At 36.7% G+C, this 16,844-nt stretch carries 18 protein-coding genes and 1 pseudogene; 17 read left to right on the top strand and 2 right to left on the bottom strand.

The features are described from left to right. Positions 1 to 339 precede the first annotated feature (339 nt). The 8 genes from L1077_RS26230 (at position 340) to L1077_RS26265 (ending at position 7,278) form a co-directional block, all read left to right on the top strand. Positions 340 to 744, top strand: coding sequence for an MAPEG family protein (locus L1077_RS26230; RefSeq protein WP_063364252.1), 405 nt, complete (start codon positions 340 to 342; stop codon positions 742 to 744). Between the two features lie 337 nt (positions 745 to 1,081). Then, entirely contained in the window at positions 1,082 to 1,732 is a 651-nt protein-coding gene (locus L1077_RS26235; protein WP_237139717.1) for a hypothetical protein, read from the top strand. A 378-nt stretch (positions 1,733 to 2,110) separates the two neighbouring features. Next, complete coding sequence (locus L1077_RS26240) at positions 2,111 to 2,968, top strand: alpha/beta hydrolase (protein WP_237139718.1); 858 nt, start codon at positions 2,111 to 2,113, stop codon at positions 2,966 to 2,968. A 222-nt stretch (positions 2,969 to 3,190) separates the two neighbouring features. After that, a complete protein-coding gene (locus L1077_RS26245; RefSeq protein WP_237139719.1) occupies positions 3,191 to 3,565 on the top strand; it encodes a hypothetical protein in 375 nt (124 codons plus the stop codon). Between the two features lie 311 nt (positions 3,566 to 3,876). Beyond that, positions 3,877 to 4,203 carry an antibiotic biosynthesis monooxygenase family protein gene (locus L1077_RS26250; protein WP_237139720.1) on the top strand — a complete coding sequence of 109 codons (327 nt, stop codon included), beginning with the start codon at positions 3,877 to 3,879 and terminating at the stop codon, positions 4,201 to 4,203. 135 nt (positions 4,204 to 4,338) lie between these two features. Next, a complete protein-coding gene (locus tag L1077_RS26255; protein WP_237139721.1) occupies positions 4,339 to 4,881 on the top strand; it encodes a hypothetical protein in 543 nt (180 codons plus the stop codon). Between the two features lie 148 nt (positions 4,882 to 5,029). Next, positions 5,030 to 6,241: a serine hydrolase domain-containing protein gene (locus L1077_RS26260; protein WP_237139722.1), complete on the top strand. Its 1,212-nt coding sequence runs from the start codon at positions 5,030 to 5,032 to the stop codon at positions 6,239 to 6,241. Between the two features lie 437 nt (positions 6,242 to 6,678). Further along, positions 6,679 to 7,278 (top strand): DUF3885 domain-containing protein, encoded by a 600-nt coding sequence (locus L1077_RS26265; RefSeq protein WP_237139723.1) that lies wholly within the window; start codon positions 6,679 to 6,681, stop codon positions 7,276 to 7,278. Between the two features lie 65 nt (positions 7,279 to 7,343). Here L1077_RS26265 and L1077_RS26270 read toward each other — a convergent pair. Next, a pseudogene (locus L1077_RS26270) lies at positions 7,344 to 7,613 on the bottom strand (transposase); the annotation flags it as partial. Positions 7,614 to 8,042: 429 nt separating this feature from the next. Between L1077_RS26270 and L1077_RS26275 the strand changes: the two are divergent. Together L1077_RS26275 and L1077_RS26280 are read left to right on the top strand one after the other, a co-directional pair. Further along, complete coding sequence (locus L1077_RS26275) at positions 8,043 to 8,225, top strand: hypothetical protein (RefSeq protein WP_237139724.1); 183 nt, start codon at positions 8,043 to 8,045, stop codon at positions 8,223 to 8,225. Positions 8,226 to 8,568: 343 nt separating this feature from the next. Then, complete coding sequence (locus L1077_RS26280; RefSeq protein ID WP_237139725.1) at positions 8,569 to 9,564, top strand: transposase; 996 nt, start codon at positions 8,569 to 8,571, stop codon at positions 9,562 to 9,564. A gap of 299 nt (positions 9,565 to 9,863) precedes the next feature. Here the strand turns inward: L1077_RS26280 and L1077_RS26285 are convergent, their stop codons facing one another. Continuing rightward, positions 9,864 to 10,613: a hypothetical protein gene (locus L1077_RS26285; RefSeq protein ID WP_237139726.1), complete on the bottom strand. Its 750-nt coding sequence runs from the start codon at positions 10,611 to 10,613 to the stop codon at positions 9,864 to 9,866. A 375-nt stretch (positions 10,614 to 10,988) separates the two neighbouring features. On the opposite strand from L1077_RS26285, the gene L1077_RS26290 reads away from it, so the two are divergent. The 7 genes from L1077_RS26290 to L1077_RS26320 all read left to right on the top strand — a co-directional run bounded on the left by L1077_RS26290 (position 10,989) and on the right by L1077_RS26320 (position 16,581). After that, positions 10,989 to 11,303 carry a hypothetical protein gene (locus tag L1077_RS26290; protein WP_237139727.1) on the top strand — a complete coding sequence of 105 codons (315 nt, stop codon included), beginning with the start codon at positions 10,989 to 10,991 and terminating at the stop codon, positions 11,301 to 11,303. A 396-nt stretch (positions 11,304 to 11,699) separates the two neighbouring features. Further along, on the top strand, positions 11,700 to 12,077 hold the full coding sequence (locus tag L1077_RS26295; RefSeq protein ID WP_237139728.1) for a hypothetical protein: 378 nt from the start codon (positions 11,700 to 11,702) through the stop codon (positions 12,075 to 12,077). Between the two features lie 107 nt (positions 12,078 to 12,184). Beyond that, positions 12,185 to 12,493 (top strand): hypothetical protein, encoded by a 309-nt coding sequence (locus tag L1077_RS26300; RefSeq protein WP_237139729.1) that lies wholly within the window; start codon positions 12,185 to 12,187, stop codon positions 12,491 to 12,493. Between the two features lie 1,532 nt (positions 12,494 to 14,025). Then, positions 14,026 to 14,217 (top strand): hypothetical protein, encoded by a 192-nt coding sequence (locus L1077_RS26305; protein WP_237139730.1) that lies wholly within the window; start codon positions 14,026 to 14,028, stop codon positions 14,215 to 14,217. Positions 14,218 to 14,234: 17 nt separating this feature from the next. Beyond that, entirely contained in the window at positions 14,235 to 14,438 is a 204-nt protein-coding gene (locus L1077_RS26310; protein WP_237139733.1) for a DUF6326 family protein, read from the top strand. 139 nt (positions 14,439 to 14,577) lie between these two features. Further along, a complete protein-coding gene (locus L1077_RS26315) occupies positions 14,578 to 15,267 on the top strand; it encodes a DUF4386 domain-containing protein (protein WP_237139731.1) in 690 nt (229 codons plus the stop codon). Positions 15,268 to 15,606: 339 nt separating this feature from the next. Beyond that, positions 15,607 to 16,581 (top strand): hypothetical protein, encoded by a 975-nt coding sequence (locus L1077_RS26320; protein ID WP_237139732.1) that lies wholly within the window; start codon positions 15,607 to 15,609, stop codon positions 16,579 to 16,581. The last annotated feature ends 263 nt before the right edge of the window (positions 16,582 to 16,844 follow it).

Consider the following 16,844-nt stretch of genomic DNA (forward strand, 5'->3'; position numbering starts at 1 on the left):
ATCTATTGTTGCCTTTGTGACTGCATCAGCCGATTTTGATGGCACTTTTTTAGCAGCCAAATAGGACAGGCACAAATATATTGCTGTAATCTTCTTAATTTTATAAAAGTGTCTGTTCAACTGACTCTTTTCAAATATCGCAGCTATGCGGCAAGTGATGTTGTTTAATGATTCCTAATTTGGTGACATCTGTTTAACTTATTGATATGGTTGATAGTATTATAAGGCGCATCTGGAAAGCTGCTGTTATACGGCAGACATTACGCTGTTGTTATGAAACATTTTTTGTAGATAAAAATGTCAGGGCTTTTACCAAATTGCCTGCTTTGGAGTTAAAAAATGGAATTGTTTGAGCAGTATCAAATCAGCATTTTAGTTATTGGCTTAACAGGCTTAATGTTTTTAGTTCAACTACTTGTTGCCGATGTTGTCAGTATTAAAAAAGGTCAAATCCCTGGCACGATTGTAGAGCAAAGCCACGACAATTTTTTATTTCGCTCTAGTCGTGCTATCGCTAACAGCAATGAGACAGTGGGTATTTTTATACTTTTTCTAATGTTCGCATTTTTGTCTTCATCCAACTCTAGTTGGGTAAATATATCTGCTATGGTTTATTTTGTTGGCCGATTAGGTCATATGGTGTTCTATTATGCTAACTTAAAAGTTTTACGAAGCGTGGCGTTTGGAGTTGCTTTAATTGGCCTAGTTAGCATATTTCTCTCTGGTTTAGTGCGCTGGTTTTAGGGGGTTCCCAAATAAACGCATTAATGCTCACTGGCTTTCTCAGGGGACAAATAATGCTTGCCGTTTGTCGCCTCGTCAAAGTTATAGACAAGCATTATTTGCCCGTTATGCTGGCTACATGGCCCCCCCCCCCGACTGTCAACGAATTCACCTTTGATAATTAGATATGAGACTGCAACTATACATTCGGTTTATTGAGCGAAGCCAAATAGGAAAGGCACAAATATATTGCATTTAAGAACATAGAATTTCCGCGTATCAACTTTGAGTAAATTACTGTGTTAAATGAATTTTTCATTTTTACATAAGTTTTACCCGTTAAAAGGATAAACAAAAAATGTTTTGGAAAAAGAAAAGTAAGTACATGTTTCCCCATGATTACAGCTATTTTACTGAAGGGCTATTCTCAGTATGTGATCTGGAACACGCAATTAACTTCATAGAAGTATGTAACCAAAATGGACTTCAACATTGTATTAAGCGGCAAGCAAAAATGTTAGAGCTTTTAGCAAATGAAAATGGAGACTTATTTTTTTTAGGATATTGTAATGAGTTAAAGCAAGAACGAGTTTTTGAGTTATTGGTGAGCGAATATGAGATTGATGGACGCCTACAGGTAATTAATGATTGGTTTTTTAAAGTAACAGGAAGAACTAAGTATTCATTTACACAAGAGTGCCATAGAAGGTCAGCTAGACTTCAATGGAAAGGAAAATGCTTACCTACAACTTTAATAGATGTTTGCGTGGTAACAGAGAAAGGCTATCTTAAAGAAGTTTGTGTGATGAGAGAGTTTGACGAGCTTGTTATTTATTCAGATTTTAGTAATCGATTTTATATTGAATTTTTGGATATGATAAATAAAGAGAAAGTGAGAACTTATCCGATGGCACTAAAATTTACTACTGAAAAAAGTACTTATAACTTTGAGGAATGGTGTAAAAGTATAATTAGTATTGATATTTGGAAGTCTATTCCACCAGAATGAAAGTTTTATAGAAGCCAAATATATTGCTGTAATTCTTTTTATCTTATAAAAGTGTCTGTTCAACTGACTCTTTTTAAATATCACAGCTATGCAGCAAGTGATGTTCTTTAATGATTCCTAATTTGGTGACATTATCTTAACTCGTTGTTATGGTTACGGTGAGTAAAGAGCGTATCTGAAAAGTTGTTGTTATACGGCATTTTTCGTAGATAAAATGGGACAGGCACATTAATTTCGGTCCAAACAGAGCTTAAATTTAACTGACACAGCTTTAAAGAAGAGCTCGTATCAGTTGGCGCGGTTCCATCTCGAGTCAAATTTTAGCAAACTATTGCTCACCGCTTAAGACTGCGTTTAGTTTTACAAGAGTAAGGAGTTATGTTTATTTTTAGGCTTTTAGGCTCCATTTGTGCTATCGCTTTATTATATGTCCTGATGGTGTTTATCGGGTTGCGGTTCTTTCTTGATGAATTAGTTTTTGTGACTTCACCGGACGATTTAACCAATGAAAGTTTTAGTTTCAAAGTGAGTGAGGGTAAATCCGAAGCTTTAGTTCGGGTTTACCAAACAAAAAATGCTGGCCATTGCGTAATCTTCTTCCTCGGGCGCAGTGGAGGCATTCAGAGATATGAAAAAGAAATATTTGGGTATTTGCTTGAATCAGGTACTAATATTTATGCCATCTCATTTCCCGGTTATGACGGTGCCGCTGGACGGAGTACTTTTTCGAACGTTAAAGAGCTAGGGAATAGCGCATTGGTACACATAAATAAAGCCGGTTCATGTCGTCTGCAAGAATCTGTATTTCTAGGTCGCTCGTTGGGTGGAGCGATTGCAGTAGAGCTTGCTGTTAAAAACCCACCTGCGGGTATATTAGTGGATTCAGTTGCTCCTTCGCTTGCCATCGCGTTTCGCGCAAAGTTTAAAAAGAGCTGGTTCACAACACCAGCTGCGTATTTACCATTAGAGGTTTTCATGGCGGCTAACCCAAGCTTCGACCAAGCTATTTCCAAGTTTAGTTCGAGAGTTGTTGTCCTGCAGGGCTCCCATGATTTAGTGGCGTCATATGAGGAAATAAAAGGAGCCATTGGCACGTCCCAAAATGTCAGTGTCAAGGAAGTTAAAGGTGCTACCCATTCCAATACGCATATTGTTGGTCGGAACCTATATCTGAAGGAACTTGATAGCCTTTTTAAAAGAGTGCAGCTTCAAGGTCCAGAGCTTAAAACCAAATAGGACAGGTACAAATGTATTGCTCTAATCTTTCCTATCTTATAAAAGTGTCTCTTTAACTTACTCTTTTTAAATATCACAACTATGCGGCAAGTGATGTTCATTAATGATTCCCAATTTGATGACATATTTTTAACTTGTTGATATAGTTGAGAGTAGTAAAGAGCGTATTTGAAAAGCTGTTGTTATGCGATATTTGTCGTAGATAAAAATGTAAGGTAACTCATGGAAGAATTAACATTGAGCGAAATCCAATTTTTAGTTGCTTGTTTAGCGTCTGAAGAGTCCAATGTGAATGAACTTAAAACCGAATTTGATGCTAGGGGGGTCAAAGAAAAGAGAGTTCAAGACGTATTAAAGGGGCTTATTTTAGACGGGACTATAGGTATAACAAAATATCATAATGAGGAATTTCACGATAATAGTAAAAGTGAATCACTTGATTTCGTTGAAAACTGGAATAACTTTGTGCTTGCTCCACTTCAAATATACCTCACAGACGAAGGGTATAAACGATGGGAAACTGATGACTGGGGAATTACTGCTAAAAGAGCAAGGAGTTTGATGTTTTCTAATCTTGGAAACTCAATTCGCGTTTAAAATAAGCCGTTATCTAACAAGTTACTCAAAAGGATACAAAACGCTTGTCTTGCTCTCCTTCGTCGCTAATTTTAACCAAGCATTTATGCGCCTCTTAGCAAGGCGTTAAACAACTACGGATAGCCAGAGTATGACAAATCCTTTTATTCCCGAATCATTCAAGCCTCCGACGTTTTTTGATAGTGAAAATTTTCATTTCAGAGTTCTTGAAGAAGAAGTTGCTGAATTAGCCTGTGTAGTGCGTCAGACATCACGCTGTTGTAATACGATATTTGTCGTAGATAAAAATGTTTTAAAGCAAGGAGAGTTTAGTGTTTGTTGTAATGTTTGAGTTCGTTGTGCAAGAAGGGTTTGAAGAACAATTTATTAAAGCTTGGCCATCAGTTACTCAAGGAATATATTTATTTAAAGGTAGCTTAGGCTCAAGGTTGCATAAAAATGTTAATGGTGAATATATTGCTTACGCTCAATGGCCAGATAAACAGACTTGGGAAGCGTCCTCTGAAATAGAAATGTCACCTGACTATGAAATGCACCGTGACTCTATGCAAGAATCATTAAATCTAGAATCTACAAGAGTTTTATATCAAATGGAAGTTGAAATTGATTACCTTCAACGGCGCAAGTTTGCTTTGTAACAAGCCATTGAACGGGGAAAAAGAACCGTTGTTTTTTTCCTGCGTAGCTGATTTTTACCAACTATAAAACCAAATGGGTCAGGCGCAAATATATTGCCTTAGCTTTAGCCTTAGTACACTTAGAAGGATCCTTTGATGTCTATGACAATGTACGTATTTTTATCAATTAGTGACGTTCCAAATACGAATTCTTTGAATGAATTATCAAAACAGTTAAATTCATCCGTTCACTACATGGAAAACGTTGATCTAAAAGAACATACAGGTTTTCTACCTATTCAATTAAGTGGTAACAACTCTGGAGTGGAAATATATATGCTTCCGTTATCAGAATTTTTAGATTACTTTCCGAGTTTTGATTCATCTACTTTTGAAAAGCCAGTGGTTATCACTTTCAGGTGGGGCGGTGATATGAATGAAATGTTAGTTGCTCTTAAATCTGCATACCTACTTGGATACGAAAAGCAGTCAGCAGTTTTTGAACCTCAAAGCGGGGGGGTCTCACAAATGAACAAGTCAAAGAAGGGGCTGATGCTATGTTTGGGCACGGCTTATAACAATCTCATCAACTCGGACAGGCGACGATGGTTGGCCTCGTACCTAGGTAGCCGGAAGTATCGGGGACGCTTGGCACACATGTGGTGTAGATTCATTTTATTAATGGCTGGACTTTATTAAATATAACAATTGACGACTCTTTAAAAAGTTATATCCAACTAATTTAGCTACGCTTTAGTATTTTTCTATCAGGATAATAATAAGTGTTATTGTTGGGTGGTGGGATTTATCAAAGGTTAGTACAACTAGAAAATAAAAAGGCATTGTTTTGAAAACTTATAAAAAACTATCTAAAAGCCTATTAATATGGGCTTTATATGCCAGTCACATTTCAAATTTAGGAGTATTTGTGAATCGAATAATAAACCAGTTTATATCATTGATATTTGTTATTTCATTAATGATAGTTTTGGCTTCCTGTAAAAGTCATGATGCCATGAATTTTGAGGCAAATACCAAAGGTGAAATCATTGAATTTATTGATGGAAACCCAGGACAGGTGGTCTCAATTTCTGTTGTCGATGCAGACAATACTTATCAATATCACTTAGGGACATTAAGTAATGGAAATAAGCCTGACAACCAGACAATATACGAAATTGCCTCTATAACTAAAACCTATGCTGGTCTAGTTGTTGCCAAAGCCATTCAGGATGGGAAAGTTGAGCTGGATAAAGATATTCGTCATTATCTCAAAAATAACGAATACAAAAATTTAGAGCTGTCTAATCAATATATAACGATACGGCACCTTATGACGCATACCAGTGGCCTCCCGCAAGAGTTTGCTTACAGCAGTGAAGACAAAGCCAAAGGCGTTGCTGTTGCTTTTGAAAAAATGTCAAAATATTCAAAAGAGGATTATTTTGATGATCTTAAAAAAGTAAAACTGAACTCTATACCTGGAGAGGACTATTTATATTCAAGCGTTGGTACTAATTTGGCAGGATATATTCTGGAATCTGTTTACCAAAAACCTTTTGCTCTATTGGTTTCTGAATTCATCACAGCCAAGTCTGGAGAGCAGGACACGAAATTCAGAGGTACTCACTTTAAGCCCGGAGAAATTACCATAGGTATAAGAAATGGTGAACAAATGCCTCTATCCAGCGCATATAGTTTTGCTGGGGGTGGGTTGACTACAAATGTTGAATCTATCACGCAGTATATTCAACATCAACTTTCGGCAGAGCCTGAGGTGGCTATTTCTCATCAACTTCTGGATGAAAGTTGGACGGGGCATGGTATGGCATTTTCTTGGTACACAAATAACTATGATTCAAATGAACAAGTTTTATACCATAGTGGAGGCTCAATAGGTACATCTAGCTGGCTTGCCATTTATCCTAAGAAAAACATGGGGATCTTCATTGTTACAAATTTCGCAGGTAGAAATACACAACCAAAGCTGGGAGAAATTGCAGATAAGGTTATTGATTATTTAACGGTATATAACCAAGAATTAAATTCAAAGTCATAACAGCGTGTTGTTAAGTGGTTTTTACAGGAACTTGCCAGATATTAGGTCGCATACCAGCTTCAAAAATTGCTTCAACATCGTTATTATCAATTGTGTCGCTGGTACCGGTTCGATGAACTTAGCGGCGATAATCGTTACTTGGTGACCCAGAAGTTTACACTTTCGCGCCCAATAATGTGCGCCAGAGCTTGCTTCCATGTCAATGAGGCAGAAATTGATTTGTGTTACACAGTTCATAAGTTTTTTACGTGATAGTGTTTATCTGAAAACAACCTTTCCATGATTATTCACTAAAGCAAGAGAGCATAAGTTTTCGCTAAATCGATACCAAGTGTTTGAATGTTATTCATGATGGACCCCTCTTATTTGAGTGTCGCGCATTTTAAATGGCACAAGTGTCTAGAAGGGGGGCCACTCATTCGTTAAAGGGCTAGGGGATGATTCAGCAAGCATTCGAGAAATTTGGTAAAAACTCCTTTCAACATGCCATTTTTTATAGCAATAAAAATTGCTTAAGATTTGAATTGTCGGAAGGTGCTATTCATGACTCTCATATTTCGATGTTCACGACAGCTTTACAGCGTTCAACTGAAATTATCGAAACTGTGTTCGAAAAAAATGACGAGCTCTCAGTCTGTTTCTCTTTTGCAGGTGATTCTTTTCTTTCAAATCTGTCTCAGTTTCATGAGTTACAAAAGTTGGGATTTGAGTTCCCAAAAGAAAGATACATTCACAGTGAATGGGATGAAGAAGACGAATGGCATCGAAACTACGTATTCTTCAAAATAGCCAAAACCGAACTTCATAAACTACTGTTTGGTAAAATGGGAAATGAACTAGGGATTAGACCATCATTTTGGCTTGACGTTTACATATTTGATTTAGATTTAGGTGTTTTGGCTCATCCATACGATGATAGAGGTATTGATTTGGTGGGTAGTAATAAGCTCGTGCTGTCTAGGATCTACAAACAGTTCAATAGTTGGCTTTTAGAGTATGATATCGCCATCATGAAGCAGTGGTTTGGTGATCTCTAGCATGGTAATAATGATAAGGACGAAAAGCTCATGGCTGCACGAGGCTGTTTATAACTTTGTGTTTTTTAAATAAAGTCTTGTAAGCGGTCTTTGAACTCAATCATAAACCTGTTCAGAGCCACTTTCCAATTCCTGATGGGCATCGTCCATTTCTTTGAAACATCCATTATCGCCAGATAAATCACCTTTCTGGCAGAGTCATCTGTGGGGAACATTTTACGATTTTCAGTGGCTTTACGGATGACACTATTCAGTGATTCGATAGCATTCGTCGTATAAATCGCTTTCCTAATATCAGCCGGGTAGGCGAATAACATGTTCAGGTGGTTCCAGTGGCATAGCATGGGAGAGGTATAGCATGGGACAGGCACAAATTGATTGCACTAACAGCTTCACATGATCACTTTGCAAATATCTAGATTAATTTGAGTTAAATGGGGATGACAAGAGCATGGAAACCACATATAGATCCTTGATAGCGCTGTGTACTTCGAGCTTTTGTGTGCGAGAGGATAAGCATACAGGTAAATACCGGGATATCAGACGAGCATAGCTAGTTGTGTACTTTGAAAGTGTCTGTGCAGTTGTTTCCTTGTCTATACAAACTGCATTGAACTTTAATTTATGTACTTTTTACGCATAAATTATAGCTATACAAAGCACAATAGTATGTATTTTATACAAAATTTGCATTGTTCTTTTTTTTTGCCTAGAGTGTGTTTTGCAGGCAATGCCTGTCTACCAAACACAATAAGGAAATAAGTATGAAAATTAGATTAAAGAAGCAAAAGATTAAAAACTTGTCCGCAGATAAAAACGAAATACCTGCAAACGTAACTCCCAATGTTGGAGCCGGCGAGGCGCCAAAGTCTAATAATGGACATTGTGAGACTGACTGGTTTTGCCTAAGCGAAAACTTCTGCCAGTCAGCTCAATTCTGTCCTTGATCTTAGAATAACAGGTTTAGCTACATAGCTTTAAAAGTGCTGGGCATCCGGTGCTTTTTCTTTTAACGTTAATATAGCTGTAAAATTCCGCATCAGCCTACATATGTCTTTTTCTATTTATATAGTGTATTGTTATTTAAGATTTTTTCGATGATTATAATTGCTTAAGTTACTAGCATGCTTTCTTTGATAAAAAAGAATGCTTTTAAACGAACATCAATTCGCTCGTATATAGCATGGGACAGACACAAATTTATTGCTTGGGACAGACACAAATTTATTGCTTATATCGAGTTACTTAACTACTGTTTAAGTATCCAGTTTAAAGTTGAGCTGAATAGGAATGACAAGAGCACGGAATGCACTGATAGATTTGTCGTCGACGTCTTATTATCACTTAATAGCACGGTGTGTACGCCGTGCTTTTTTGTGCGGAGATGATAAGTATACAGGTAAAAACTTTGACCATAGACGAACATGGTTAGTAGAGCGAATAAAGCTGCTGAGCAGTGTATTTGCCATTGATATAGCCGCGTATGCCATTATGAGCAATCACTATCATTTGGTGGTGAAAGTGAATAGGCAGCAAGCACTTGGTTGGTCAGATAACGAAGTGATATCAAGGTGGTATAGGTTATACAAGGGTAGTCCAATCATTGATAGATACCTTCACGGTGATGCTCTTAGTGAGTCAGAGCAGTTACTTGTATCTGAGTTAGTTGAAAAATGGCGAGCCAGACTGTATGATATTAGCTGGTTTATGAAAAACCTCAATGAATACATAGCAAAAGAAGCAAATAAAGAAGATAACTGCACAGGTAAATACTGGGAAGGGCGATATAAATCACAAGCTTTGTTAGATGAAACAGCATTGCTCAGTTGTATGGCTTATGTAGACTTAAACCCAATTCGAGCAAACGTGGCAAACAAGCTAGAGGATAGTGATTTTACGTCGATTCAAGAACGCATAAAGCACTTGCAAAAGACTGAAGAAAACGCAAACGACTCAAAACAAAATAATGGAGCAGCGTACCATACCAAACAGCCCCAAACACTAAAACCGTTTGGCACAAGAGAGCAGGAAAACACAATACCTTTCTCATTGTTAGATTACCTTGAACTAGTTGATTGGGCGGGTCGCCATGTTCATCAGCAAAGGAAAGGATACATATCAAAGAATGTGCCCAGTATTCTAGTGTCACTAAGAATTGAAGAAACGACTTGGCTAGATAGGATACAAAGTTTTGGAAGTCACTACGGTAACTTTGCAGGTTCGCAAACTGTGTTAAAAGCACATGCCGCTAAAAATGATGTGAATTGGTATAAGGGAGTTGGTTAGTAAAAAGTTGTTTTAGCCTAGCTTATAAATCTAACTTTTTCGTATTTAATAAAATTAAAATATTCTTATTTGAAGTCTATATCTAAGTGTGAGGGATTTATTGATATTTACTTAGTTTTGTTAAGATGTGGATAAAGTCTTGCTTGAAGCCATTGCCAAGCATGGTGGATTTGATGAACCAAAGACTCAGGAATATGTCACTAGTCTTCAAAAGCAAAAGGGTATCGTGCGCGACGTCTATCTAGACTTATTCTTTAAACAAAAAGAGGTTGCTAGGCAACCTCTCGATTTTTCAAGTACTACTTTTGAGCACAATACAGTCTCGCTCTATCATAACAATACAGCAATGAATTGTTATGCCATGCCCATTCAGAGTTCGATTTTGATGAATCTCCGCCATAGTATGGATGCTCTTCACCTGGTCCCATATAGCACATTCTGGTAGTATCTTTAGCTGTCCATACGTTCGAACTCACCTTGTTAAGAAGCTCATCTAAATTAATAGGATGTAAAATTGAACGACTCAGTTCTAAATCACTACCTTGATTTACTACTTTGGTACCGTCTAATAAATAATATGCTTTGGTTCGATTAATAGGCGAAGCATCTTTTGATAGACGTAAAGCGGTATACACTCCATTTGGAGCGTGCGGTGATGCATCAGCAGCTGTTTGGCAAATCTCATCTGCTTTGTCTAGGCCGTAAACATCATATGCACCTTGAGTTGCACTTGTTACAAATATCGCTTTACCAGACTCAGGTACCTTAATTGTATCACTAGTATTTACGTCTCCTTTAAGAAGAAGTGTCCAGCGTACTGTATCTTCATTTGGAGAAAGGTTACTGTCACTCGCATTAATACCGACCGTTGCTAAGTAAAGATCCCCAGTAGTGCCCTCTCTGACAACTTGACCACTACTATAATTATTACTAGATGACCAAACTAACGTCGACGTATCGATGCTTAGGCTTCCAACATAATCTTGGGCACTTGCATTAGACGCAGATAGTAGAATTGTTAAAGCTGTCAAAGTTTTTTTGAATTTCATACATATTCCTTTTTCTGTACAATAAAAAATTCCTGACAATAATACCATATGGATAAAAACTAAAAACAGCATAACTAATAATATTAATAATCTAATACTAAAGGGGACCTTTATACTCCTGATTTAGTTGTGCAGAACATGAAAAGTCGTCTGAAAAAAGCAAACGGGCTGAACCTGACTCGCCTTCCTTTAATTTAAGCTGATAAAAAATGAACTAAATACATATCGAAAGGTATAGAACTATATTGTAGTCGACAACATAACAATGTAAAAAATAGTGACTTTAACTGCTTGGCTGGTTTTTATTATTAGCAAATTTTATCCAAGCGTTATTCAAGTTTTATGCGAGTGCTATGATACGTGGTTGGTAGTAAGATGAATAGTTTCATATTCACATCAAGTGACAATATAAACGCTGCGCATTTCGATTCTTTAACCACGTTTGATGATCAGTTTAATGAGTGGTTTGATGTTGTGTTGGGCAATGAAGAAGAGCTGTTTTATTTATTAGCTCTGCTTGGTATTGACAGTATCCAGAGTATTGAACTTAGAGACAGTGACGACTTTGCAAAGCTATATGATTACTCTGCTGCTAACCTTCCTGAACTTACTGAACAGCAATTTGATTTGTTTTATGAAGAGTGGCTTTTGGAGACTGGCAGAGAGTCCAGCATGGATGAGTATGGTTAGTTACTCTTTATTTTAAGCAAAGCCAACGATTGGAGTAAAAACGGCTGCCGAATCATTTTGCAAGTCAAGCTATAACAAAGTCGCTCACCCGATGTTTATCTAACGCGGTTTTTATGCTTGGCACAAGCGCCAGTTTATTCGTAAATATATTCTGAACAGATACTGGGGTGGTATCTCTTTGTGCCAATATCGACTCAAAAGTTGTGTATTAAAATTGAGCGTCTTTTGAATTGTAAGCACTAAATAGAAGGAACTTACTTTGACGTAACACAAATGGTAGATAATGATTGCTTTAAAGTACTTGTTTAAAAAAATTGCGGCTAATTTCGTTACTTTTTCTTTGTTTCATGTTATAGCCATGCAAATCTTTTAGTTAATGGAGATGTTATATTTTGTATGAATAAAGCGAAATATTTGGCGGTTGTTTATTTGTTACCCGTATTTATTTATCTGTTGAACGTAGATGGGTTTCAGATAATTTGGATTTGGTATTATTTTCCTTTTGCTCTTTTTTATGCAATATATGTGTGGTTTAAACCTACGGAAAAGATAACTAAATATATAATTATTACACCCTTGGTCTTTTTTGTGTTTTTTATATTTGTTGTTAGTATTCAATTGGTTTTGTCAAAAGGTATAAGTGTGGCGTTAGAAATAATGCCAGTCATATTCTTGTTTGCTTTAATATTTGGCGTTATTTCTGGTGTTGTATATGTTTTAATTGCATTGTTAATATTGAAGGGGTTTGTTGATTTCGGGTTAGAGTTTAAATGAACTGCTTATACCGTTAAAGGAAAGGGCGCAAACTAGCAGGATTGTACTCTTTCCTGAGTAATTTTAGCCTGCTATTTTTTTACGACGTTAAATGTTTTGGAGGCTAAGTGCACGATAAATCAGAATGGTATAATTTAAAAAACGATATAGCCAGCTACATAGCACCTAAATTGAGGGACTATCAAATAAAATTTGCAGAAGAAGGAGTTGCCATTCCAACATGGCTTTTATCTGATGCTACTTCGGCTTCTGATTTGACGGATGTAGAAATTGAAAACCTTAATCGGCAATGGTTTGAAATAATTGGAAAAATGGCAAATGCATTTGAATTGGTACTAAAAGGCCATACACCTAATGCTCAAATAGAGCTTGGTTTAGAATTGTTCTCTAGATATTATCAACATTTATGGGATTAGCGGTATTTCAAAGGCCAATATAGACTCATAATCATAATTAAACGTAACCCCCCAACTTATTTTTCCTAATTAAATGAATTGATGTTGTTTTCCAAATTAAACGCGACGATATTACTCATATCCCGACTACTTTTTTAGTGTCTTTCTGTTTTTATTTCTTGGTTTAGTAAAAGTAATTAAATTTTAATTCATTGTTAATTTAAAGGGCTTGAGGTTGCGGGGGGGAATGTGTTATTTAATACGTGGTTATAAGTTTTGGGTTCAACGGTACTACAAGCCCAACCAAGAAAGTTAAAGCGCAGACAGTGCTGTGGTTTAAAATATAATATGGTTACAAGAGCAAAGGAGTTTGTCTTTATCTTAATGCTCTTGGTGGGGTTGCTAAGTGGATGGCAAAAATGCAATCGCAGCCCTGAAGCAGACATTTTAGAAGGTGAGTGGCGATTAGAATGAGAGATATTGGTTATAGGTGGTCAGAAATACACCACATTCGATGGTAAAAGTTGCGAGATGATTAAGATATTTTCGCTAACTTTAAAACATATTAAATAGGCAAAAAAGTGCTGTAAGTATTAAATTGCCAATATCGACTGTTCATTCTCGGCTTAAAGTTGTCCTCAAAAGCACCTGATGATTAAGCTAAGAGACTTTAAAAAAGAAGATAAACCACACTTGATACGAATTCTAAATGAAGTGGAAGTATCGAAGTTCTTATCATCAAAGATTCCAGAACCATACATCCTTGAAGATGCGCATTGTTGGGTAAATACAGGCAGCAAAATGGACGTAGTCCACGCGACTTTAATTTGGAGGCCCGCTAATAGACTGCATCGGTCCAAATAAGGGGGAGTATGAGCGCTTTGCTTAAATAGGGTATTGGGGCGCGAAAAAGTTTTGGAGACAGGAAATGACAAGTTGACCTCACGCCAGAGCTCCTGACGCGTTACTAATTTAAGATAGTGGTAGTGATGCCGGGCTAATAGTTGCCACTAATGGCTTTATATTAACTACATAAACACGCAATAAGTGGAATAATAAAACACAAACCTATTTCTCCTTCATTACTAAAACAACCTTGTTATATTTTCTCTATTTAACTCAAGAGAGTACTCAACCCTCACCTTTTGATGTTGTTAACCTGCGAGAGTTCTCCCAATTTTTTGCCCAATTAAAATTATCAGGTGATTTTCTGGCTGGTGTTTTAATAAAGAGTGGGGCTATAAAAATGTAACAATCTGTACAGGTAACTTAAGAAGTTATTTACTCGTGAATAGGCGCTGAAACATAGGGGACACGCGGGTTTTATAGCAAATTAATTTTGTGTTTTTTAACTTTTCAGCCCCCTAAACTTGTCAAATGTCACTGAAATATGAGGGCAGAGGTATTTTGATTGTTTCTAATTGTTTCCAAGATGGTTACATATGGTTAGGTAGTTGTTATTGTCTTACTTAATCGAGTACGTATATGGGGGGGCGCTATTACGCGGCTAAATATACGCTGTAGTTATGAGATAAAAAAGGAGTATTAGAACAATGTCAAAGTTTTCCGAATATGAGGTAAATATCAAAATTAAGCTTTGTGCTTTGTGGTCTGCGGTAATGTCACTTTACATCTATTGTGATTATTTTGAACTTTATACGCCTACAAAAATAGAATCTATGATAAACGGTACAACTATTTTCGGTTCTGGCGATCAAGCCACTTTGCTTGGGCTTTCTCGATAATGTTGGTCACGAGCTTGATGATCTGCTTGTCGGTTTTATTACCTGCAAAAATAAATAGAATATTGAATATATTAGTTGGGGTCATAATGACGACTATGCTTATGTTCCTTGCTTATTCTGTGGGTTGGTATTTTTATAAAATGTATGCTGTCGTTGAGTCGATTCTAACGATGGTAATTGTGTGGTTTGCTTGGAAATGGCCAGAAGAGTCAAACGTATAACAAGGCATCAAAGTTGGGTTCGTATGTGAGTTACTCGACTCTGCTTCACTCTATATTTTTGCAATCAATTATTCAAAGCTTAAATTGGCAGAGTCTTGAGTGTGTAAGCTCAACAAGTTTACCTTATAAAGGAGTAGTAGTGTCTAAAAATAGTATTGCAAGACTCGCTGGGTTATTTTTTTTGGCAGTCGTTTTAACAGGAATATTTAATCTTATTTATGTGCCGTCTCAACTTATTGTTTGGGGAGATGCGGCAGTAACGGCTAACAACATTTTGAATTCCGAGCTCTTATTCAGATTCGGTATTGTGAGTGGGGTACTCTGTTATATAAGCTTTTTTGTATTGCCGTTTATTTTGTATAGATTATTCGAGTCAGTTGACAAAAATTACGCTTTTTTCATGGTGGCGCTCGCTGTCGTCAGTGTTCCTATTTCCATTTTCAATATGATCAATAAAGTTGACGTGCTTACACTCCTTAGCGGAGCTGAATATTTGAGTGCATTCGATGCCGAGCAAATACATGCACAAGTGATGTTATTGCTTAGATCATACAATAATGGGATTTCAGTAGTTCAGATATTTTGGGGTCTTTGGTTATTTCCTTTTGGATATCTCGTTTATAAGTCTGGTTTCCTTCCTAAAATATTTGGAATTTTATTGATGGTTGGCTGTTTTGGATATTTGATAAAATTTTTTGGTTACCTTCTCTTTCCAAATTTTGCAATTCCTCTTTTTATCGAATTACCTGCTTCATTGGGGGAAATCGGAATTTGTTTGTGGCTTTTGATCATGGGAGTTAAAGATAAACCAGTCGAAGGAACAAAATAAGCTAGTTTATTAGGGTTTTATTTTTATAGTGACTCATAATTTGGCTATAGAGCACTAGGATAGTTCTTTCGCTCTATAGCCATTCAGCGAGTGAAGCTTCTTTCTACACGGTGATTATTAGAGAGAGTTATTGGGATTGGCTGATGTTCAATTTTAAGTCACTAGGAATGTAATAATATGTTGAAGATTAACAAGGAGATGTTTAAAAAGTCCCTGTATATTTATAAGCCCTGATTTCTTCGTATTTTTAAGGACAGAGTTGCTTTTCAAGTAGCTTGATTCAACACATACAACGATTAAAAGACAATAAAGTATGTCAAAGCAAGAAAGGATGTTTATATGATAAAGAAAAAAGCAGTTGCGAAAATCGCGTTATTGATTTCAGCGTTTTCCGCTCAGTGGTCTGTACAGGCTGATGACAAGTTGGCGGCCATTTTAAACAACTTAGAACCGAATTTGTTTGCACCAAATATTGTATCGACCAATCAATTTGATTATGGTTCTAGTTTATCCCCCGATGGAAAAAAGTTTGCGTTTGTTAGAGCGTTGGCCCAATTTTCACATAGTGCGCTGGTTATTACCCATAAACAAGGGGGTACTTGGCAAACCCCGACTTTAATGCCATTTAGTGGCGAGTTTCATGATACTAACCCTTACTTCTCTAAAGACAGCAACACATTTTACTTCACTTCCAGAAGGCCCGTTGAAGGGTCTGATAAAGGTATATTTAAAATGTGGCAAGTAAACTTTGATGGTGAAAAATTTGGCCAGCCCGAGTTAGTGCCTGGAAAAATTAACGGAGATCATAATGTGATCTACCCGACTGTACATACCAATAAAGACATCTATTTCTCATCTGTGATAAAAGGTTCTAAAGGTGGTATGGATCTCTTTATATCTAAATATCACCCACAAGGGTATCTAGCGCCAACTGAGATTTCAGAGCTTAACTCCACGGCCAGTGATGCAGATCCAGAGGTATCAACGGACGGAAAACTGTTATTTTATACTTCAATGAGACCGGGCGGTTTAGGGCACTATGATTTGCATGTATCAGTTAAACAGAAGGATGGTAAGTGGGGGGAGCCTATCAATCTAGGCGACAAAATTAATTCACGTAGAATGGACTCAGATCCTATTTTATCAGCTGACGGTAATACGCTATTTTTCTCAAGTGATAAGAATCCTGAAGTGAAGGCCGTAAAAAATTATAATGAATTGCTACAACGACAGGAGAGTATTCATAATGGTCTTATGAATATTTATAGTGTCGATATAACTGAGCTAAATAGCTACCTTCGCAACAATATCTAATCCATCAGTCACAATACTTAATGCAATAACAGGAAAACATGTAGATTTATTTGCATGTTTTTCTGTTTTTAACTCTATTACTAGAAGCACAAAGCTTCGTCAGGGTTTTAATGATATTTTCGCGTGCCTAATAATTCAAAAAAAATGTATGTTTTTTGTTAGGAGAGGTGTGGTTGGCTTGTCGCTCCACGTTTTAGATCGACACACAAGGGGGCAGAGCATATCTTTGCTTCAGCATTGTTCTTTTACTTTGTTGAGGGAAT

Origin of the sequence: Pseudoalteromonas luteoviolacea (assembly GCF_021654285.1) — a bacterium.
Classification (GTDB): domain Bacteria; phylum Pseudomonadota; class Gammaproteobacteria; order Enterobacterales; family Alteromonadaceae; genus Pseudoalteromonas; species Pseudoalteromonas luteoviolacea_J.